The organism is Hydrogenophaga sp. RAC07, from assembly GCF_001713375.1.
Lineage (GTDB): Bacteria > Pseudomonadota > Gammaproteobacteria > Burkholderiales > Burkholderiaceae_C > Hydrogenophaga.
Genome location: NZ_CP016449.1, coordinates 3,306,594 through 3,327,324, shown reverse-complemented (window position 1 = coordinate 3,327,324; position 20,731 = coordinate 3,306,594). Strand labels below are relative to the sequence as shown.

Below are 20,731 nucleotides of genomic sequence, written 5' to 3'. Positions count from 1 at the left end.
TCAAGTCACCAGTTGGTTGAGTTGGATGATCGGCATCAGCACCGCCAGCACGATCAGCATCACCACCAGACCCATGCCCACGATCAGCAGCGGCTCCAGGATGGTGGCCATGTGCATGGCGCGGCGCTGCACTTCGGCGCCCAGCTGTTCGGCGGCGCGGTCGAGCATGGCGGGCAGCTGGCCGGTCTGTTCACCCAAGCGCGCGAACATCGACACCAGCGGCGGAAATCGTTTCTTGCTCGCCAGTGCAGACGCCAGCGGCGCGCCTTCGCGCACCAGCACCAGCGCATCCAGCGCATCGGCGCGCATGGCCTGGTTGTTCAGGGTTTCAGCGGCGGTTTGCAGCGCCCGAAGGATGGGCACACCAGCGGCCGCGAGCATGGCCAGCGTGGCGGCAAAACGCGCTGCGTTGAAGCCTCGCGCCAGGCGCCCCACCAAGGGCAGGCGCAGCCACGCGGCGTCCATGCGCAGGCGCAGCGGCTCGTTGCGCCGCGCCACCACCAAAGCAAAGCTGCCGGCCACCAGCGCGCCCAGCATCAGCCAGCCGTAGCTGCGCACGAAGTCGCTCAGGCCCAGCATCATCACGGTGAGCAGGGGCAGGGCGCGCTTGCTGCCGGCGAACACGCTGGCGACCTGCGGCACCACGTATGACACCAGAAACACCACGATCACGATGGCCACCAGGGTGACGATGGCGGGGTAGAGCGAGGCGGCGACCAGCTTGTTCTTGAGCGCCTCGCGTGCTTCCAGGTCGTCGGCCAGGCGCTCCAGCACCGTGCCCAGCTGGCCGCTTTGCTCACCGGCCGCGATCACCGAGGTGTAGATGGACGAGAACTCGCGTGGGTGCTGCGCCAGCGCCTGGGCAAAGGGTGAACCCGCGTTGACCTCGGAGCGCAGCGAGGCCATGAGGTTGCGCTGTTTGTCGTCTTCGGCCTCTTCGGTCAGGGCCGAGAGCGCGCGCTCCAGCGGCAGGCCGGCGGCGACCAGACCGGCGATCTGCCGCGTCCACACCGCGAGCGTGGTGGCGCTGAAAACGCGACCGCCCCACAGCGTGATGTTGAGCCCGCTGCCCTGCACGTTGGTGCCACCCCCCGTGGCCGGCTCCACCAGCAGCGGCACCAGCGCACGGGCGCGCAGCAGGCTGCGCGCGGAGCGTGCGGTGTCGGCGTCGATCAGGCCTTTTTGGGTGGCGCCCTGGGCGTCGAGGGCTTCGAAGGTGTAGGCGGGCATGTCAGGTCAAAGTTTCGCCGCCGGGCCGCCCCAAGGCGAAACGGCTCCCTTGGGGTGGCAGCGACCCGCGAAGCGGTGGAGCGTGGGGGCTCATGTTTTAGTCGCGCGTGACCGACATGACCTCTTCGGGCGACGTGATCCCCGCATCGATCAGGCGTTGCCCATCGGCCCGCATCGATTGCAGACCCGCGGCCTCGGCGGCCACGAAGATCTTGCTTTCGGCGGCGCGGTTGTGGATCAGCGCACGGATCTTGTCGTCGGCCACCATGAGCTCGTAGATGCCGGTGCGGCCCTTGTAGCCGCTGTGGTTGCAGTGTTCGCAGCCCACCGGATGCCACAGGCCCTTGTCGTCCTGGCGGCGGCAGTGCACGCAGAGCTTGCGCACCAGCCGCTGCGCCAGCACACCCAGCAGCGACGAACTGAGCAGAAAGGGCTCGACGCCCATGTCGGTGAGGCGGGTCACGGCGCTGGGTGCGTCGTTGGTGTGCAGCGTGGCCAGTACCAGGTGGCCGGTGAGCGAGGCCTGGATCGCGATCTGCGCGGTTTCAAAATCGCGGATCTCGCCGATCATGATCACGTCGGGGTCTTGCCGCAGGATGGCGCGCAGCGCCTTGGCAAACGTGAGGTCGATGCGCGCGTTCACCTGCGTCTGGCCCACGCCCGGCAGCTCGTATTCGATCGGGTCCTCCACCGTCATGATGTTCTGCGTGCTGGCGTCCAGCCGCTGCAGGCCCGCGTAGAGCGTGGTGGTCTTGCCCGAGCCGGTGGGTCCGGTCACCAGGATGATGCCGTGCGGCTGGCCGATGAGCTTGCGGAACCGCGCCAGCACATCGCCCTGCATGCCCACCGATTCAAGGCTCAGCTTGCTCTCGCTCTTGTCGAGCAGACGCAGCACCGCGCGCTCGCCGTGCGCGCTGGGCAGCGTGGACACGCGCACGTCCACCGCGCGGGTGCCGATGCGCAGCGAGATGCGGCCGTCCTGCGGCAGGCGTTTTTCTGAAATGTCGAGCTCGGCCATGATCTTCAGGCGCGAGATGAGCGCGGCGTGCAGCGCGCGGTTGGGTTGCACCACCTCTCGCAGCGTGCCGTCCACCCGGAAGCGCACGCTGGAGGTGCGTTCAAACGGTTCGATGTGGATGTCGCTGGCGCCGTCGCGCGCGGCCTGCGTGAGCAGGGCGTTGAGCATGCGGATGATGGGCGCGTCGTCGGCCGTTTCCAGCAGGTCTTCAATGGCGGGCAGCTCCTGCATCATGCGGCTCAGGTCGGCGTCGCCCTGCACTTCGCTCACCACGGCCGCGGCACTCGACTCGCCTTGCGAATAGGCCACGCTGATGCGCTGCTTCAGGCTGTCGCCGTCTTCCCAGTGCAGGCCCTGCACCGGGTGGCAACGCAGGATCTCGGACAGGGCCGAAAGGCGGCGCGTCTGGGCGGCGGTGTCGGCCGCGGGCGTGCTGCTGCCCAGCAGGGTCTGGGTGGCGCCGTCGTCCTCGATCAGCCAGAGGTGTTCGCGCGCGAAGGCGTAGGGCAACGGGTACTTCACGGCCCGGGTCTCACTGCGCGGGGGCCACGGGGGGCAACGGCACCGCGGGCGGGTTCAGCGGCGGTGACGATTGCGGGTTGGCCAGCGAAGGCGCTTGTGGCGTGAGCGACATGGAGCCGGGCGACCCCAGCGGCGGCATGATCGGCGAGTCGTTGATGCCGAGCACGCTGCTGGGCTTGGGCTGCGCAGCCTGCTGCACCGAGCGCATGAGTTCGTAGCGGTCCAGTGCAAGGGTGCTGGTGGCTCGCGAATCGCGCACCACCACGGGCCGCAGGAACACCATCAGGTTGGTCTTGCGTCGCGAGCGGGTTTCGCTCTTGAAGAGGTTGCCGAACAGCGGCACGTCGCCCAGGCCGGGCACCTTTTCCTGGTTGCCGGAGTACTCGTCCTGCAGCAGGCCGCCGAGCACCACGATGGCGCCGTCGTCCACCAGCACGGTGGATTCGATGGTGCGCTTGTTGGTGATCAGGCCGGTGGTGGAGTTGATCGAGGACGCCTGCACGCTGCTGACCTCCTGGTAGATGGTCATCTTGATGGTGCCGTTTTCGCTGATCTGCGGCTTCACGCGCAGTGTCAGGCCCACGTCCTTGCGCTCGATGGTCTGGAACGGGTTGACCGAGCCTTCGTTGCTGCCGGTGTTGGTGAACTGGCCGGTGACGAAGGGCACGTTCTGGCCGATCACGATCTTGGCTTCTTCGTTGTCCAGCGTGAGCAGGTTGGGGGTCGAGAGGATGTTGCCTTCGCCGTTTTCCTGCAGGAACCGCGCGAGGAAGCCCAGCACATAGACACCGTTGGTCTGGCGGGCCAGGCCGAGGTTCAGGCCGGACGCCGGCGTGGTGTTGCCCTGGGCGAGGTCGATGATGTTGCGTGCGCCGGTGCCGAAGTTGGTGCCCAGAAGGCCGATCACGCGGTCGCCCGAATTGCCCAAGGCGCCCTGCCACTGGATGCCGAACTCGCTCGCCTTGTCCGCATTGACTTCGGCGATCAGGCTCTCCACATAGACCTGCGCGCGGCGCGAATCGAGCTGGTCGATCACGGCGCGCAGTTGGCGGTATTGCGGTTCGGGCGCCGTGATGATCAGCGAGTTGGTGGCCGGGTCGGCCTGGATCTGGCCGCCGGTGGACGGCTGTGCGCTGGCAGACACCGGGGTGCTGGACGGACTCGCGCCGGCCACGGCAATGGGTCGGCCCGCGGTGGCCAGGCCACCGGCTCCGCCGGTGCTGCCAGAGGCTGCCGACTCGCCCGCCAGCGCGGCGCGCAGGGTGGAGGCCAGCGCCACCGCATCGGCGTTCTTCAGGTACACCACATGGATGTTGCCGCTGACGTTGGCCGACGACGGTTGGTCGAGCCGGGCCACGAGGTTGCGCACCAGCGCCAGGCGCGCCGGGTTGGCCGCGCGCAGCACCAGGCTGTTGCTGCGCGGCTCGGCGATCAAGGTGGTCTTGTAGGAGGCATCGGCCGCGCCGGCGCCGCCGGCCGCCACCGCCGGATCGATCAGGCGCGACACCAGAGCGGCGAGGTCGGCCGCCACCGCATGTTGCAGCGGAATCACCTCCACGTCCGTGGCTCCCGCGACGTCGAGCGCGGTGATGATGCGGCCGATGCGTTGCAGGTTGTCGGCGTAGTCGGTGATCACCAGCGAGTTGTTGCCGGGATTCACGTTGATGGTGTTGTTGGGCCCGATCAGGGGGCGCAACACCGGCACGAGGTTGTTGGCCGATTCGTGGTTGAGGCGGAAGATCTGCGTGACGACCTGGTTGGAGGTGGGCAGTGCATTGACCGAACCCGCGTTGACCACGTTGCCCTGCAGCTTGGCGTCGGCCTCGGGCACGATCTTGTAGAGACCGCCGGTGTCCACGATGGAGAAACCCTGCAGGCGCAACACGGCTGCAAACTGGTTGAGCGCGGCGGTGGGCGACACGGGGCGCTCGGTGGCCAGGTTGATCGTGCCCTTGACGCGCGGATCGACCACCACGTTGCGGCCGGTGATGGTGGCCATGGTGCGCGCCACCGATTCGATGTCGGCCGCCACGAAGTTCAAGGTGACCGGCTCGGCGTTTCGATTCTGTGCCTGTACAGGTGCGCCGGTCCACAGGCCGAACACCATCATCGTGGCGAGCGCGATCGCCGTCGGGGTCTTGCCGCGGCGCAGGGTCCGGGCGAGGTCGGCGCGGGTGGGGTTCGGTTTCATGGCGCGATCGTAAGGGTAAGTGGAGGCTGCGACACGGGGGATGTCAGCCGATGTTCAGCAGCGAACGCGGGCCTTGCCGGCGTCCGATGATGTTGAGCAGGTTGTTCAGGGCGGCTTCGCTGTCGGGGGCCGCTTCGGCCACTCCCTGGAAACGCAGGCGTCCGCCCACCCACTGGCCCTGGCCCTGCAGTTGCAGGCGTCCGTTGAGCGTCTGCAACGCGAGGGTGGTGGTGTTGCTGTCGGCCTCGGAGCGCACGTCCATGCGGTAGCTGCCGAGCGGGCGCAGTGTCGACAGGCGCGAGGCCATGTCTTGCGCTTCCACCGCCAGGGCGCCCTGCATGCTGCCGCGGCCGCTGTCCCAGCGCAGCGTGAGGCCGCCGGTCTGCAGGCTGAGCTGGCCTTCCATGCGCAAGGTGTTCCAGGGGGTACCCAGACCGATCAGCAACTCGGCGGGCCAGCGGCTGCTGAAGGCCGCCAGCCGCACCTCGGCCCCGCCCAGCAGTGGCCGGGCGGTGAGGGCCACCGGCTGCGCCGTGCAGCAAGGGGCTGTCAGTTGCAGCGCCATGGCCGGCAGGCCCGAGACCAGGGTGGGGGAGATCCGCCACTGCACACCTTGCGGCAGCGTGGTGCGCGTCTGGCTGCCCTGGCCGCCGGTGAACATGAGGTCGGCCTGGCCGCGCCAGACCGTGCCGCGCGCGTTGACGAGCTGGAGCTGGTCGTTGGTGGCGGCGTTGATGCTGTTGGCCAGCCAGCGCGCCGGGGCGAACACAAGCAGCGCGCCCAGCAGGCCCAGCACGGCACCCGTCCAGGCCAGGCGTGAAGGCCAGCGTGCGTTCATGGCTCAGCCGCCCCCGGCCAGGCCGGGGCCGGACAGCACCACGGTGCCGTTCCAGCCCGAGGTGGCGGGGTCGCGTGTGAGCTGGGTTTCCAGCGGGAGCAGCCTTGCGTTGATGCGCACCTGCGCCAGCCACTGCGCCAGCGCGGCCGGTGGCGTGCCGCGCAGCGTGGCGGTGGCGCGGTCGCCCAGCACCGAGAGCTGGGCGGTGGGGCCCATGGACGCGGTGGCGGCCTCGAGCGCGCGCAAGACCTGGTCGCGGCTCGGCGGCTGGGCGGTGGATTCGCTGCGCAGTGCCGTGGCGGTGGCCGCCATGCGCTGCATCTGGCCCAGCTGGGCGTCGAGCCGGGCATGGCGCGCGGGCGCCTCGCGCAGCGTCGCCAGGGCCGGCGCCACCGCCAGCCACCACAGCAGGCCCAGGCCCACGACCCACAGCGCGATCAAGACGGCCTGGCGCTCGCGGGGCGAGAGCCGGTCCAGCGCGCTGGAGAGCGGCGCGGTGACGCGGGCGAGAGAGGCGCTGGCAGAGGGGGAACGTTGAAGGGTGGCCATGGGGTCAGGGTGCGGGTGGGCTCAAGGCCAGTTCGTTGCCGTCGAAACGCACCCGCCAACCGGCGCGTTCCAGGGTTTGTTGCAAGGCGCGCACCTGGTCTTCGGTGGCACGCCAGCCAGCGAAGCGGCCGTCGCCCGGTGTGTAGTTGATCGTGCCGGGCATCAGGTTGTCGCCACCGGACGCCTGATCGATCGCACCCAGCAGCGTTTCGAGATCGCCCAGCGAGAGCGCGCCGGCGGTCTGCTGCAGTCGGACCAGCTCGCGCTGCATCTGCACCGGCGCGTCGAGCACCAGCGTGACCTGCGGGAAGGTCTGTTGCAGGGTCTGCTGCACCGCCTGTTGTTTGGCTTGCAGTGCGCTGCTTTCGTGCCATGCGGCGGCGTTGAGCCCGACCAGTTGCACGCCCACCAGAGCCGCCAGCCCCCAGCGCGCCGGGCGCCAGGCTGGCGCGCTGCGCCATTGCCGCAGGCTGCGCCGCAAACGTTGGCCGCGGCGCGCGCTGGCCGACAGGCTGAGGTCGAACTGCGCCAGGTTCCAGTCGGACTGCGAGCAGCGCAGCAGCCACTGGGGCTGGGCCACCAGTTCGAAGCGCTGGTTCAGGATGCGTTCGGCCACCGTGGCCACGCTGGGATCGGCCAACCAGATGTCGTATTCGGCGGACTCACCCAGCGCGTCGGGCGAGGGCGGCATGAGCGCGGTGATGGCCGCCACGCTCGCGCTTCCACCAGCGCCGCTGTTGGCTTCCAGCAGCGGCGTGCAGCTCACCCCCAGCACGCTGGAACTGCCCAGCCACACCTGCCCGCTCTCGGCGTGGGCCCAGTGGATGGTGGACGGGATGTCGAGCTCAAAGCTGCGCGAAGCGCCTGCCGACGCCACGGGTGCTTCGGACTGCACCAGCGGCCACATCGACGGCACGATGCGCGTGACCGGACGGCCCGCGCCTTCAAGGATTTGCAGCCAGCTGCGCAGCCAGGTTTTCTGGCACACCGCGACCCACACCGCCTGGCCCGACTTGCCGCCCGGCTCCAGCGCGAAATGCAGCTCGTTCACGTCGGCCAGCAGGCGGTCTTCCAGCAGTCCTTCGAGTGCGGCGCGCAAGCGGGTTGACGCCACCTTGGGCAGCGCCACGCGGTGCCACGAGACGGCACGCGGTGGCAGCACCAGAACCACCTCGTCGTCGCGCGGCAGCAGCGAAGCGGCGCATTGGCCCAGGTCGTTGATCTGCTGCCCATTGCCCGAGGCAGCCCAGTCGAACAGGGCCGAGGTGGGCGTGGGGGTGGTGACGGAAAAATCCGCGGGGGTGAGGATCAGCACAATGGGGTGGGGTGCGTGGCGCAAGGCCACGGATCGCCCCATTCTAGAGAGCCTGTGTGACGTGTAGTCAAAAAGTTGCGGGGGAAAAGGCGGTCATTGTTGGCGCTGCGCGTCAGGGACGCGCGCCGGGTCGGGCGAAGCGCTCGCGCCAGCTCACCCGCACATCGAGGTTGTTGCGCACGACCAGCGAGCGTTCTTCGATGACGGCGCTCTCCAGCCGCAGGCGACCCCGCACCTCGAAGTAACGGCTGCGTGTGCCGTGGGCATCGTCATTGAGCTTGCCGGCGGTGGCCGGCACGGCCTGGGTCACGTCACTGAGGTTCTTGAACGGGTTGCGTTCGCGTGCGGCCACCACCTGGCGCGCCTGCGCCATGTCCAGGCCGGGCAGGCTGGCATGAATCGCCTGGGCGCTGGCGGTGTTGAGGTTGAGGCTGGAGCGTTCGGGCAACACGGTGACGTGGGGTTCCAGCGCCGCCAGGCTGGTGCGGCTGATGCCCAACCAGCCCAGGTGCGAGAGCTTGCGCGGTTGCAGTGCGGTGCGCGAGGGCAGGGGGTCCGTCAGGGCCAGCTGGGTGGTGTTGCGCAATTCGGCCGCGGCGTTGGTGAGCTCTGCCAGGGGCAGGCCGAGCTGTTCGAACAGTCGGCTGAAAGCGCGCAGATCGACTTCGGAGGTTTCCGCCTTGGCCGTGGCGCCGCCGCCGGTGGTGCGCACCAGGTTGTTGAAGTTCAGGCGCGACTGCATGTCGATCATTTCGCCGGAGAGAAAGGCCTCCAGGGTGTTGTCGGCGTTGTTGCTCTTGTCGGCGGCGAGAAAGCTGGAGAGGCGCGCCTCTTCCAGCGGCAGAGCCCAGGGTTCGCCCAGGTGGTCGGCGTTGCCGCTGTTCTGGTTGCTGCGCGCGTCCTCGCGCAGGATCAGGCGCGCCCAGTCGAGCGCCCCGGTCAGGATCCAACCCGCCTGCACGCGCTGGCGCTCGGCCTGCTCGACCTCGGTGGAGCGCCACTGCTGCCACAACGCGGCTGATGCCAAGGTGGCCACGAGCGTGACGGTGAGCATCGCAAGCAGAAGCGCGGCGCCCCGCTGGCGGTGGAGTTTGAGCAAGGTTTCGCCGCCGGGCCGCCCCAAGGCGAAACAGCCCCCTTGGGGGGCAGCGACCCGCGCAGCGGCGGAGCGTGGGGGCCACTTCATCTGCCCGCCTCCAACGTTGGACGCGCCCAGTCGCGCAGCAGCGTGCCGGTGAGCCCCTGGCCACCGGACAGGGTGAGTTGCAGGCGCACGCCGTTGGGCAGGCTGCTGGCAGCGGCGCCACCCGGTTCGGCGCCTTCGGTGCCCACGGAAGACAAGGGATTGCCCCAGGTCTCACCCCGGTGATAGAAGATTTGCCATTGGTCGACGGCGATGATCGCCAGCGCGCTGTCGGCGCCGGGGTTGTTGGAGCCGGTCGGGGACGGACCACCTCGACCCCAGTCGGCCGCGCGCTGCCAGGCGCGGGCCAGTTCGTCGCGCTGCAGCAGCGGCCCCGACTGCCAGCGTGTCCATTGCCCGCCGTTTGCCGACGGCAACAGCGCCCAGGCCACCACCCGAACGCCGCGACTGTCCAGGCCCGATTCCGCGCTGTCGCGTCGGGTGAGGCGCAGCGTCTGGCCGTTGAAATCGACCGGATTGACCTCGCCGGTGTCGAGTACCGCGTCCAGATCGGCGATCCACTGGCCCACCGCCGACTGCAACCGCAACAAGCCGTCGGAGCGCTCCTGCGTGATGTTCTGCGTGTGCGACATGCCGTCGATGGAACGCCAGCTCAGCAGCGCGAGCATGGCCATCACCGCGATGGCAACCAGCAGTTCGATGAGGGTGAAGCCCTGGGAGCGCGTGCGCCAGGTCATCAGTAGCGCCCCATGATGGTGGACAGCGACAGCAGCCGCACCGTGTTGCCATCCACATCGCCCTCCACCACCGCGTCGATGCGGCGGAAGTTCGGGTTCGGCGTGGGCAGGACCGCCAGGCGCACGCGCAGCAGCCGGCCGGCTTGCTCGCACGCCATCTCGCTGTCGCCGGTGCCGGGCAACTGTCGCTGCAGCCGCAGGCGCGTGAGTTCGTTTTCGGCGCACATCTGGGCCAGCCATTGGTCGCTCTGGCGCACGGCGGCTCGCGTGAGCGAGCCGGTGGCCTGCAATCCAGCGGCGAGTGTGATGGCGATCACCGCGAGCGCCACCAGCACTTCAATCAGGGTGAAACCGCGCGAGGCCTTCACGGTGCGTCGGGCACGACGGCAAAGGCCGAGATGCCGTCGGTGGACAGGGTCAGGCGCCGGTCGCCCTGCTGCAGCACCACGCGCTGCGCTGCAATCAGCGGCTCGGGGCCGAGCACGAGCGTCAATGCCCCCGGGGGCTGGATCACCTGGGCCACGGTGTCGGGACTGAGCCAGCTGCGTGGTCCGATCAGGCTGTCACGCGAGGGCGCACCGCTGCGCAGCGGCGGCAGGCCGACAAACTCAAAGCCTTGCGGCAGGCTGCGCCACACCACGGGCAGGCCGCTGGTGCGCGATTGCGCGCGCGCCGATTCGATCAACGCCGACAGGCGAAGGCCTTCCCGCTCCAGCCGCGTGGAGCCGTCATCGCGCAAGGACAGCGTCACGCCGGCCGTGGCCAGCGCCACCAGCGCCACCACGACCATGAGTTCGATCAGGGTGAAGCCCAGGCTGCGCCGCATGGGTTTCTTCAGGCGACCCGCGCAGCGGCGGAGCGTGGGGGCCAGGTTTCGCCGCCGGGCCGCCCCAAGGCGAAACAGCCCCCTTGGGGGGCAGCGACCCGCGCAGCGGCGGAGCGTGGGGGCAAGCTCATTGCCAACTGCCGACGTCCGCATCCCGGTTTTCACCGCCCGGCTGTCCGTCGGCGCCGAGCGAGAGCACGTCCACCTCACCCTTGAGGCCTGGGTTGAGGTACTGGTAAGGACGGCTCCAGGGGTCGGCCGGGAGCTTGTCCAGATAGGGGCGCCAGTTGGGCGGGATCGGGCCGGTGCTGGGCTTGGCCACCAGCGCATTGAGCCCTTGTTCGCCGGTGGGGTAACGCTGGTTGTCCAAACGGTAGAGCTTGAGCGCCTGCATCAGGTTGTTCACATCGGTCCTGGCGGCGGTCACCCGGGCGTCGTCGGCGCGGTCGAGCACGTTGGGCACGATCAGCGCGGCCAGCACGCCGATGATGACCAGCACCACCATGAGCTCGATCAGCGTGAAGCCGCGTTGCAGGATGCGCCGTGGCGCGCGGGCGCGCGATTCAGTGCTGTGGTGTGTCAATTCGAACTCCCGAACGCTGGTGTGGTGACGAGACCTGGCAAGTGGGGGCACAGGCCTGTGGCCCCACCTTGTGCGCGGGGCTCGGTCGATCATAATCCGGGGCATGAAAAAGGCACCCGCGTTCGGTCACTCCGGCTTTCTGATGGAAAGCCCGGCGGCGTTGCAAAACACCAGCCGACGAGGGCCGGCGCTTGTGGCGGGTGTGTTGTGGCTGGCAGCGGGCCTGAGCGCGGGTTACTGGGCTTTGCAGGCCCTGGGCCGCTCACCGGTCACGCCCTTGGCGGTGGCCGCCCCCGCACCGATCCAGGTGGACTCGTTGGCCGTGGCCCGTGTGCTGGGTGCCCAGCCCGTGGCCTCTGCTGCACCCAACGCGCCGGCGGCACCCACCGGCACCCAGTACCAGTTGCAAGGTGTGGTGGCCGCCAGCGCAGCAGGCGGGGCCGCGCTGATCGCCGTCAACGGCCAGCCGCCGCGTCCATACCGGGTGGGCGCTTCGCTCGAGGGTGGGCTGGTGCTGCAGGCGGTCTCGCGGCGCTCGGCGCGCCTGGGGGCTTCCATGAACGGCCCTGCCACGGTCGAACTGACCTTGCCCGAGAGCGCCCCAGCGCCGTCCTGATTCTTTCGCGCTGTCCATGGCCGCCCGGCGTGCTCCGTCTTCCCCGGCCGCGCTGTGCAGCGAGCTCCAGCGCCATCCACCGTTTTCCGACATGTTGCCGGCCCACGTGCAGGCCTTTGTGGCGGCGTCGCGCGAGCTCGCCTTTGCAGAGGGGGATGCGGTGGTGCGGCCCGAAGACGGCCCGGTGCGCGATCTGTACTTCATCCGCAGCGGCGCCATCACGGGTCGGCGCGGTTTGTCCGATGTGGCGGGTGGCGCCTTCCAGTACGAAGCGGGGGAGCTCTTTCCGGTGAGTGCCGTGCTGGCCCAGCGCGCGGTGACCACGCTGTACAGCGCCACGGAAAACAGCACGGTGCTGGCGCTGCCGGTCGATGACGTGCAGCGGCTGGCCGAAGCCAGTGCCGTGTTCGGTGATTTTCTGAACCGCCGTATCCTGCGCTTTCTCGAACTCTCGAGGGCGGCGTTGCAGGTGGTCTACGCCTCTCAGGCGCTGGCCGAGCAGTCGTTGGAGACGCCGCTGGGCCAGCTCTGCCGCCAGGCGCCTGTGACCTGCCGGGCGCAGACGCCGCTGCAGGACGCGCTGACCCGCATGCATTCACTTCGCATCGGCTCCATGTTGGTGGTCGACGCGGCCGAGGCGCCGGTGGGCATCCTGACGCGCTCCGACATCCTGGAGCGCATCACGCTGCCGCAGTTGCCGCTGGCCACACCAATTGGCCAGGTGATGGCGCAGCCGGTGATCACGCTCACGCACCAGCACACCGCGCAGGACGCGGCGCTGCTCATGTCCAGCCGCGCCATTCGCCACGTGCCGGTGACGCGGGACGGTCGGGCGGTGGGTGTGGTCTCCGAGCGCGATCTGTTTGCCTTGCAGCGCCTGAGCCTCAAGCAGGTGAGCAGCGGTCTGCGCAATGCGCCCGATGTGCAAGGCCTGCTGGCGGGATCGCGCGAGATCCGCCGTCTGGCGCGCGCACTGCTGGGACAGGGTGTGCAGGCCCAGCAGCTCACCGCGCTCATCAGCCACCTGAACGATGTGTTGACGTCGCGCCTGGTCCATCTCATGGCGGACCAGCACGGCCTGGACCTGAGCGACTGCTGCTGGATCGCGCTGGGCTCCGAGGGGCGCAACGAACAGACGATTGCGACCGACCAGGACAACGCACTGATCCTGGCCGAGTCAGAGGGGGACCCGGCGCCCGACAAGGCGCGCTGGCTGGCGTTCGCACGCGACGTAAACGAGGCGCTGGACGCCTGCGGTTATCCGCTGTGCAAGGGCAACATCATGGCCAGCAACCCGGCCTGCTGCCTCACTCTGAGCGAATGGCAACAGCGCTTTGCGAACTGGGTCGACCGGGGCACGCCGCAAGACCTGCTCAACGCCAGCATCTATTTCGACTTTCGCAGCCTGGCCGGGCAAGCCGCGATGGCAGATCGACTGCGTGCGTCCGTCACGCACCGTGCCCGCGGCAATCCGCGGTTTCTGCGGCAGCTCGCGCTCAACGGTTTGTCCCAAAGTGCACCGCTCAACTGGCTGGGTCAGATCGACACCACCGAGGTGGACGGGCAGGGCACGCTGGACCTCAAGTTGCAGGGCACGGCGATCTTTGTCGACGTGGCGCGCCTGTACGCCCTGGCCCAGGGCGTGGTGGCCACCGGCACGCGCGAGCGCTTCGAGGCGGTGGGTCCTTTGCTCGGAGTGCCCGTTGCCGAGCACCAGGCCTGGGTGGGTGGATTCGAGTTTCTGCAGATGCTTCGCCTGCGCGCCCAACTGGATGGCACCGCCGTGGGTGGCAACCCCAACCGCATCGCCATCAAGCACCTGAACGACATCGACCGCCGCATCCTCAAGGAGACCCTGCGGGTGCTGCGCTCACTGCAGCAGCGCGTGAAGCTCGACTACGAACGCTAGCGTTCCAGCAAGCTTTGTGCGGCCAGCAGCATGGGCCAGGCCAGCAGGGCGCCCGTGCCCTGGCCCAGGCGAAGTCCCATGTCCAGCAGTGGTTGGGACTGCATGTGGATCAGCAGCAGGCGGTGCCCGGCGTCGGCCGCGCGGTGGGTGAACACGAGGTAGTCCACCACATCGGGGCACAGCCCGCGCGCCACCAGGGCCGCCGCACCCGCCACATACCCGTCGACCAGCACCACGCGGCGTTCGCTGGCCGCTTGCAGCATGGCGCCGGTCATCATGGCGATCTCGAAACCGCCGAGCGCGGCCAGCGCCTCGAACGGTCCGATGGCGTTGCGGTGTTTGCTGGCGGCGGCCGAGAGCTTTTCCACCCGCTTCACGTGCTGGGTGTCGTCCAGGCTGCCGGTCTCGGTGTCGTCGCGGCTGAAGGCGTCCACCAGCGGCACACCGCACAGCCGCGACAGCAGCATGGCCGCGCTCACCGCGTTCGCCACGCCCACATCACCCAGCGCGATCACATTGCCTGGCAGGTGGCGCACCACGTCCATGCCGGCGTGCACGGCCGACACCGCCTGCGCCGTGGACATGGCCGGCCCCAGCATCAGGTTGCGAGTGCCGTACCCGATCTTGCGCAGCAACAGAGAGCCGTGTTGTTTGGTGTCGCTGGGCGGCGCGATCGGCTTGGCCATGCCCGCGTCCACCACGGTGAGTTCGAAACCATGCATGTCGGCCAGTGCGTTCACCGGCGCCTGGCCGCGCAGCAGCTGCATCACCATCTGCTCGGTCATGGTCGGCGCCAGCGACGACATGCCTTCGTCGGCAATGCCGTGGTCGGCCGCAAACACCACCAGTTGTGGCGAGTCAAAGGCCAGCAGGTCGAATTCGATCGACGTGCCGTTTTGCGCGCGGGCCAGTTGCAGCACCAGGGATTCCATGCGGCCCAGTGCGTGCTCGGGCTGGCCCTCGGGCCGCAGGCGCTGGCGCAGCGCAAATTCGAGCATGGTGTCGGTGGTGCCCGAGACCGTCGGCAGCTTCAGGTCGGCCGGCAACGCCGCCGAGCGTTTTGAGAGCGGAGAAAAGATGGGGTCTTTGGTCATGGCTCGATCGGATCGGGTTCAGCTCTGCAGGAACAAGCGGTAGACCGGGTTGTTGGTTTCTTCCACGCAGGGGTAGCCCAGGGTTTCCAGAAACTTGTCGAAAGCCTTGTGGTCCTTGGCCGGCACCTGCAGGCCCACGAGGATGCGCCCGTAGTCCGCGCCCTGGTTGCGGTAGTGAAACAGGCTGATGTTCCAGCCCGGGCGCATCAGGCTCAGGAACTTGAGCAGCGCGCCCGGACGCTCCGGGAACACAAAACGCAGCAAACGCTCGTCATGCGCCAGCGGCGAATGCCCGCCCACCATGTGGCGGATGTGTTCCTTGGCCAGGTCGTCGTGCGTCAGGTCCAGCGTCTGGAAACCGTGTTTGATGAGGTTCTTGGCGATCTTGGCGGACTCGCCCTTGCCCTGCGTGGTGAGTCCCACGAACACATGGGCCTTGCTGCCGTCGTGGATGCGGTAGTTGAACTCGGTCACGTTGCGCGGGCCGCCAGGCAGGTCGCCAATGAGTTCGCAAAAACGCCGGAAGCTGCCGCGTTCTTCGGGGATCGTCACGGCAAACAGCGCTTCTCGCTCTTCGCCCACTTCGGCACGTTCGGCCACGAAACGCAGGCGGTCGAAGTTCATGTTGGCGCCGCACAAAATGGCCGCGTAGGTCTGGCCGCGCGTCTTGTGGGTGGCCACGTACTGTTTGATGGCCGCCACCGACAACGCGCCGGCCGGCTCCACGATGCTGCGCGTGTCCACGAACACGTCCTTGATGGCCGCGCACACCGCGTCGGTGTCCACCGTGATGAACTCGTCCACCAGACCGCGGGCAATGCGGAAGGTTTCTTCACCCACCAATTTCACCGCTGTGCCGTCGGAGAACAGGCCCACATCGGCCAGCGTCGTGCGTTCGCCTTCACGCACCGAGCGGATCATCGCGTCCGAGTCGTTCATCTGCACGCCGATCACCTTGATCTCGGGGCGCAGCGCCTTGATGTAGTTGGCCACGCCGGAGATGAGGCCGCCGCCGCCGATGGCCACGAACACCGCGTCCAGGTGGTCGGAGCGCAGGCTTTGCAATTGCCGCAGGATTTCCATGGCGATGGTGCCCTGGCCCGCGATCACGTCCGGATCGTCGAAAGGATGCACAAAAGTGAGCCCCTGCTTCTTCTGGAGGCCCACCGCGTGGTTGTAAGCGTCGGTGTAGCTCTCACCGTGCAACACCACCTCACCGCCGAAGCCGCGCACCGCGTCGATCTTGACCTGCGGCGTGGTGGTCGGCATGACGATCACAGCGCGGGTGCCCAGCTTGCGCCCGCTCAGCGCCACGCCCTGGGCGTGGTTGCCGGCCGATGCGCAGATCACGCCCTTTTTCAGCTGCTCAGGCGTGAGGTGCGCCATCTTGTTGTACGCGCCGCGCAGCTTGAAGCTGAACACCGGTTGCTGGTCTTCGCGCTTGAGCAGCACCGTGTTGTGCAGTCGCTCGCTCAGGTTGTGCGCGGGCTCCAGCGCCGATTCGACCGCCACGTCGTACACGCGGGCGGTCAGGATCTTTTTGAGGTAGTCGGCCGGCCCCATGGTGGTCACAGGCGAGGGCGGGGCTTGGGTTTTGGGTTTTGCGGCGCGGGCTGTCATACAAATGTTCTCCAACCGCATCATATCGGGGCGAAAAAAAGCCCGGACTGGCAGAACCAGTCCGGGCTTGAATCCACCCAGGGAGGGTAGAGGAGACAACCTTACATACAATGCCGCGAGTATATCGAAGCCATGTTGCGACGCAACATCCGCCGTCGTTTTTTGGCGCTTTCTAGGGCGCCGCCCCCAACTCTGTTGACTATTTCACGACTGGACTCTTCCATGGAATGCACCGTCACCTGGACCGGCGCGGCCGGCACCCGTTCCCACATGGGTTTTGTGGCCGAAACCGGCAGCGGTCATGTGATTGCCATGGACGGTGCACCCGACGCGGCCAAGCCCGAAAACGGCGGCGCCAACCTGGCACCGCGCCCGATGGAAACCGTGTTGGCCGGCACCGGTGGTTGCACCGCCTACGACGTGGTGCTCATCCTCAAGCGCGGCCGCCACGACGTGAAGGGCTGCAGCGTGAAGCTGCAAACCGAGCGCGCCGAAGTCGACCCGAAGGTCTTCACCAAGATCCACATGCACTTCACGGTGAGCGGCAAAGCCATCCCGCCCGTGGCGGTGGAGCGCGCCATTGCCATGAGCCACGAAAAATACTGCTCAGCCAGCATCATGCTGGGCAAGACGGCGGACATCACCACCAGCTTCGAGGTTGTGGAAGCCTGATCCAGCGGCTCAGATGCGGTGCGCCACCGTCGTCATGACCTTGGCCGCCATGCGCATCAGACCCCGCACCGGTGCAGGCAACTCCACCGCCCCAGCGCCGTGAGCTTCGCGCGCGTGCCGGGCCTCGTCCTGTTTCATCTGCGCCACGATGGCGCGTGACGCGTGGTCGCCGGCTGGTAGACGCTCCATGTGCTCGGCCAGGTGCGCCTCCACCTGCCGCTCGGTCTCCACCACAAAACCCAGGCTCACCGCAGGCCCCATGCGCCCGGCCATCAGCCCCAAACCGAAAGCGCCCGCGTACCAAAGCGGGTTCAGCAGCGAAGCACGCGAACCCAGTTCGTCCAGCCGGGTCTGCGTCCAGGCCAGGTGGTCGGTTTCTTCCTTGCCTGCAGCTTCCAGCTGGGCCGCCAGCGCCAAGTTGGGTGCCACCGAGCGTCCGGGCCACCGAGCACTGAGCGCTTGAGCCGTGTAGAGCGCCTGCGCACACACCTCGCCCACGTGGTTCACGCGCATCAATGCACCAGAAAGGTGCTTGTCCGCGTCGCTGAGTTCGTGGTCGCTTGCGCGCTCGGGCAGCGTGGGGCATTCACGTGACGCGCGGGGTGCGACAAACAAGGTTCTCAAAGCCGAGTCGGCTGCGTTGATCAAGGCGTCGGTGGCTGTGGTCATGAAGGAGTCGCTATCAAAAATAGAAAAGACATGCTGCCACGATCGGGCGCGCAAGTACTTGTGGCTTGGCCAGCATCAAAGTTCATTGTGAGGACATGGAGCGGTACCGGGGGCCGTATCTGAGGACAAATTCTCTGCGGGTTACTACTGAGTGCGTCGCGGTGGTGCAACAGAAGCACCGCCGCAGGGCAGAAATGCACTCTTCAACATGGCGCCTTCCATTACTTTCTGATGCAATCCATTCAGCTTCCTGATGGAGGTCGGCTCGGCGGCAGAGACCACCAGTCCTTATTCAACCCTTGGAGAACCCTTCCATGAAAAAGACCCTGATCGCTCTGGCTGCAGTCGCTGCAACCGGTGCAGCTTTTGCACAGTCCTCCGTCACGCTGGATGGCGTGGTTGAACTGGGCGTTGTGCGCCCAGCAGCTAACGACAACTCCACGCGTCTCGACGCTGCGAACGGCGCGAGCCAGATCCGCTTCCGCGGTACCGAAGACCTCGGTGGTGGCCTGAAAGCCAACTTCGTTCTGGCCCAGCGCCTGAGCCTGGAGTCCGGCGGCAACGATGGTTCCGCCAACGGCCGTCCTACCTTCCAGGGCGAGTCCACTGTCGGTCTGTCCGGCGGCTTCGGTTCCTTGAAAATCGGCCGTGCACTGACCGCCCTGCAAGGCCCAGTCAACGCCACCGACCCATGGGGCACCCTGCAGCAAGCATCGACTGCGATCCTGCCATCGGGCTACTACACCGAGCCAACCGGTAGCCTCGACGGTTCCGGTCTGGGCCGTACTGACGCCATCTTCTACAACTCGCCCAATTTCAGCGGTTTCAGCTTTGCTGCTAACTTCGGTCCCAAGTTCTCCGGCACGAACCCTGCTGCAGTCCAAACTGCGAACACCGAAAACTTCATGAGCCTGTACGGTTCATTTGCCTCCGGTCCCCTGGTTGTGGGTGCTGGTTTCGAGCAAAACCGTCGCGATGACTCCATCACCTTCGTGCACGCGATTTACGACTTCGGTTTCGTTCGCATCGGCGGTGGCTTCGCCAAGGTTGAGGCCGGTGCAGCTGTGCCCGCAGGCCCAGCAGGCGCTTTGCTCGCCAACGAAGAAGCCAACAACTGGAACGTCATGGCCATCGCTCCTCTGGGCCCTGTGACCCTGAAGGTTGGATACGGCGAAAGCGAAAACGACACGACCAACACCGACCGCTCCAAAAAGCTCGGCATTGGCCTGGACTACCCGCTGAGCAAGCGCACCTTGATCTACACGTCGGTGGGTCGCGATTCGGTTCGCACCACCAACAAAGTGGGTTACGACATCGGCGTTCGCCACACCTTCTGATCGATGCCCGGCCCAGTGCCGGTCTTCGAAATCAGCAAAAAGCCCACCGCGCAAGCGGTGGGCTTTTTTCATGGACGCTGCGGTCACCGCTTTTGAGGTGGACGGAATAGAAAAAAGTAGCTATTTGGAATTCATTTGAGTTGGTGTGTTTCGAAAATAAGACAGATCTGAGCTGTCTCCCGCCGATTTTGAGGGATTACCCTTGGTCGGCGATGAGCGCAGGGATAGGATCACTTTTGTCGATTTTTTCAACCTTTGGCTTTTTACAAGAGAGCCAAAACCTATCCAAGGAAACAACCCATGAAAAAGACTCTGATTGCTATGGCCGTCCTGGCCGCTTCCGGCGCCGCAATGGCCCAGTCCAACGTGACGCTCTACGGCATCGTTGATGCTGGTATCGGCAGCTTCAAGAACGGCGCTCCTGGCACCTCGTCGGAAACCGAAATGCGTTCGGGTGGCTTGAGCACCAGCCGCATCGGTTTCAAGGGCACGGAAGACTTGGGCGGTGGTCTGAAGGCCGTGTTCAAGCTCGAAGCCGCAATTGACGTCCAAGCCGGTGCAACCCGCACCCCTTACTTCGGTCGCGGCGCCTACGTTGGCTTGGCTGGTGGCTTCGGTGAAGTGAACATCGGCAAGAACTGGACCGCTCTGGACGACATCTACGGTGCTGGCAACAGCGGTTTCGACGGTTCCCGTCTGGCCATCTCCAACGCGGTTTGGGCTTCTGCTGGCTACGCTGACATTCCAAACAGCACCATCAAGTACGTTTCGCCTTCGTTCGGTGGCTTTTCCGGTGCAGCCAGCTACTCGCTGGACCAAACCATTGGCCAGTCGACGGACGTGACCTCCTTCCAGTTGAGCTACGCAGCGGGCCCTCTCGCCGCAGCCGTGGGTTACCAGGAAGAAGCTGTTGCCGTCGGCGCAGACCGCAAGACCACCATGGTCAACGGTTCGTTCGACTTCGGCGTTGCTCGCCTGATCGGCGCATTGGGCAAAGTGTCCGGCATCGGTGCAGTTTCTGGCGCCAAGGCTGATGACTACCACGTCGGTGTTGACGTTCCCCTGGGCTCCGCTCTGACCCTCTCGGGTGGCTACGCTAGCTCCAAGTCCAAGACGGGCGGCGTCACGGTCTCCAAGACCGACGGTTTCGGCATTGCTGCCAAGTACAGCCTGTCCAAGCGCACCACCACCTACGCTGGTTACCGCGATGCAGACACCGAAAACGGTGCTGGCGTCAAAACCAACGAACTGAAAGAGTTCATCGTTGGCGTGAACCACGCTTTCTGATCCAGTTCCTCCCGGAACCAGCGTCAGTCCAAAAAGCCACCCGGCGTGCCGGGTGGCTTTTTTCATGGGCGCGACCTTTTCATCACTTCGCTGCCGTGGTCGCTTTCTTGTCGGCGGGCTTCTTCTCTGTCGTTTTCTTTTCCGCCGCAGGCTTGTCCGTTGGTTTGAACGCGTCGCCGTTCACGGTCAGGCCCTGGTTCGACAGTTTTGCTGCGCGCTTGTCACCGATGCCGGGTACCCTCTGGATCAGATCGGCCCAGTCTTTGAATGGTGATGTCTTGCGCTCGTCGAGCATCTTGGCGGACGTGGCTGGGCCGATGCCTTTGATGCTGTCGAGGTCGGCAACGGTGGCCTTGTTGATGTCGACGGCGGCGAAGCTGATGGCAGCAAACAGTGCCAGCGAGCTGGCCAGAATCTTTTTGAACATGAATCCTCCGTGTTGAAGTGGTTTGAACGCGGCAGATCCGGATCGTTGAAGGGGGAAATGGAATCTGCCGTGGAAGCCTGATGGCAGGCTTCGGTTTTGGAATGTAATTTAAAAATATTCATTTCTGCATTTTTTGTTTTGATTTAG

20 protein-coding genes are annotated in these 20,731 nt (G+C 66.6%); 5 read left to right on the top strand and 15 right to left on the bottom strand.

Annotated elements, in window-relative coordinates; translation table 11 throughout:
• From gspF to gspG, 11 genes are all read right to left on the bottom strand, one after another.
• Positions 1–1,230: a type II secretion system inner membrane protein GspF gene (gspF, locus tag BSY239_RS15590; protein ID WP_069047593.1), complete on the bottom strand. Its 1,230-nt coding sequence runs from the start codon at positions 1,228–1,230 to the stop codon at positions 1–3.
• A gap of 97 nt (positions 1,231–1,327) precedes the next feature.
• Positions 1,328–2,770 (bottom strand): type II secretion system ATPase GspE, encoded by a 1,443-nt coding sequence (gene gspE, locus BSY239_RS15585; protein WP_069047592.1) that lies wholly within the window; start codon positions 2,768–2,770, stop codon positions 1,328–1,330.
• 10 nt (positions 2,771–2,780) lie between these two features.
• Positions 2,781–4,961, bottom strand: coding sequence for a type II secretion system secretin GspD (gene gspD, locus BSY239_RS15580; RefSeq protein ID WP_069047591.1), 2,181 nt, complete (start codon positions 4,959–4,961; stop codon positions 2,781–2,783).
• Positions 4,962–5,004: 43 nt separating this feature from the next.
• Positions 5,005–5,799 carry a type II secretion system protein N gene (gene gspN / locus BSY239_RS15575; protein WP_069047590.1) on the bottom strand — a complete coding sequence of 265 codons (795 nt, stop codon included), beginning with the start codon at positions 5,797–5,799 and terminating at the stop codon, positions 5,005–5,007.
• Between the two features lie 3 nt (positions 5,800–5,802).
• Positions 5,803–6,348 (bottom strand): type II secretion system protein GspM, encoded by a 546-nt coding sequence (gspM, locus tag BSY239_RS15570; protein ID WP_069047589.1) that lies wholly within the window; start codon positions 6,346–6,348, stop codon positions 5,803–5,805.
• A 4-nt stretch (positions 6,349–6,352) separates the two neighbouring features.
• Positions 6,353–7,705, bottom strand: a complete 1,353-nt coding sequence (gene gspL / locus BSY239_RS15565) for a type II secretion system protein GspL (RefSeq protein WP_083240012.1) — start codon at positions 7,703–7,705, stop codon at positions 6,353–6,355.
• A gap of 70 nt (positions 7,706–7,775) precedes the next feature.
• On the bottom strand, positions 7,776–8,762 hold the full coding sequence (gene gspK, locus BSY239_RS15560; RefSeq protein ID WP_236944084.1) for a type II secretion system minor pseudopilin GspK: 987 nt from the start codon (positions 8,760–8,762) through the stop codon (positions 7,776–7,778).
• A gap of 83 nt (positions 8,763–8,845) precedes the next feature.
• Positions 8,846–9,544 (bottom strand): PulJ/GspJ family protein, encoded by a 699-nt coding sequence (locus BSY239_RS15555; protein WP_069047588.1) that lies wholly within the window; start codon positions 9,542–9,544, stop codon positions 8,846–8,848.
• Positions 9,544–9,912 carry a type II secretion system minor pseudopilin GspI gene (gene gspI, locus BSY239_RS15550; protein WP_069047587.1) on the bottom strand — a complete coding sequence of 123 codons (369 nt, stop codon included), beginning with the start codon at positions 9,910–9,912 and terminating at the stop codon, positions 9,544–9,546. Before gspI ends, BSY239_RS15555 begins: the two co-directional genes overlap by 1 nt.
• Entirely contained in the window at positions 9,909–10,370 is a 462-nt protein-coding gene (locus BSY239_RS15545; protein WP_069047586.1) for a prepilin-type N-terminal cleavage/methylation domain-containing protein, read from the bottom strand. Before BSY239_RS15545 ends, gspI begins: the two co-directional genes overlap by 4 nt.
• 127 nt (positions 10,371–10,497) lie before the next feature.
• A complete protein-coding gene (gene gspG / locus BSY239_RS15540; protein WP_069047585.1) occupies positions 10,498–10,953 on the bottom strand; it encodes a type II secretion system major pseudopilin GspG in 456 nt (151 codons plus the stop codon).
• Positions 10,954–11,056: 103 nt separating this feature from the next.
• Between gspG and BSY239_RS15535 the strand changes: the two genes are divergently transcribed.
• Positions 11,057–11,569 carry a type II secretion system protein N gene (locus tag BSY239_RS15535; RefSeq protein WP_236944083.1) on the top strand — a complete coding sequence of 171 codons (513 nt, stop codon included), beginning with the start codon at positions 11,057–11,059 and terminating at the stop codon, positions 11,567–11,569.
• A 16-nt stretch (positions 11,570–11,585) separates the two neighbouring features.
• Positions 11,586–13,478, top strand: coding sequence for a DUF294 nucleotidyltransferase-like domain-containing protein (locus tag BSY239_RS15530; RefSeq protein ID WP_069047584.1), 1,893 nt, complete (start codon positions 11,586–11,588; stop codon positions 13,476–13,478).
• Here BSY239_RS15530 and BSY239_RS15525 read toward each other — a convergent pair.
• Together BSY239_RS15525 and ilvA are read right to left on the bottom strand one after the other, a co-directional pair.
• Positions 13,475–14,572, bottom strand: a complete 1,098-nt coding sequence (locus BSY239_RS15525) for a nicotinate-nucleotide--dimethylbenzimidazole phosphoribosyltransferase (RefSeq protein ID WP_083240009.1) — start codon at positions 14,570–14,572, stop codon at positions 13,475–13,477. The genes BSY239_RS15530 and BSY239_RS15525 overlap by 4 nt on opposite strands.
• 18 nt (positions 14,573–14,590) lie before the next feature.
• The gene (gene ilvA / locus BSY239_RS15520; RefSeq protein WP_156775620.1) at positions 14,591–16,135 is read right to left on the bottom strand and encodes a threonine ammonia-lyase, biosynthetic; all 1,545 of its coding nucleotides are present in this window, start codon (positions 16,133–16,135) and stop codon (positions 14,591–14,593) included.
• Positions 16,136–16,414: 279 nt separating this feature from the next.
• On the opposite strand from ilvA, the gene BSY239_RS15515 reads away from it, so the two are divergent.
• Positions 16,415–16,864 carry an OsmC family protein gene (locus BSY239_RS15515; RefSeq protein WP_069047582.1) on the top strand — a complete coding sequence of 150 codons (450 nt, stop codon included), beginning with the start codon at positions 16,415–16,417 and terminating at the stop codon, positions 16,862–16,864.
• A 9-nt stretch (positions 16,865–16,873) separates the two neighbouring features.
• On the opposite strand, the gene coq7 is transcribed toward BSY239_RS15515, so the two are convergent.
• Positions 16,874–17,533, bottom strand: coding sequence for a 2-polyprenyl-3-methyl-6-methoxy-1,4-benzoquinone monooxygenase (coq7, locus tag BSY239_RS15510; protein ID WP_069047581.1), 660 nt, complete (start codon positions 17,531–17,533; stop codon positions 16,874–16,876).
• Positions 17,534–17,847: 314 nt separating this feature from the next.
• On the opposite strand from coq7, the gene BSY239_RS15505 reads away from it, so the two are divergent.
• Both BSY239_RS15505 and BSY239_RS15500 read left to right on the top strand, forming a co-directional pair.
• Complete coding sequence (locus tag BSY239_RS15505) at positions 17,848–18,870, top strand: porin (protein WP_069047580.1); 1,023 nt, start codon at positions 17,848–17,850, stop codon at positions 18,868–18,870.
• 300 nt (positions 18,871–19,170) lie between these two features.
• A complete protein-coding gene (locus tag BSY239_RS15500; RefSeq protein WP_069047579.1) occupies positions 19,171–20,157 on the top strand; it encodes a porin in 987 nt (328 codons plus the stop codon).
• A gap of 82 nt (positions 20,158–20,239) precedes the next feature.
• Here the strand turns inward: BSY239_RS15500 and BSY239_RS15495 are convergent, their stop codons facing one another.
• Entirely contained in the window at positions 20,240–20,584 is a 345-nt protein-coding gene (locus BSY239_RS15495) for a ComEA family DNA-binding protein (protein ID WP_069047578.1), read from the bottom strand.
• Between the last annotated feature and the right edge of the window lie 147 nt (positions 20,585–20,731).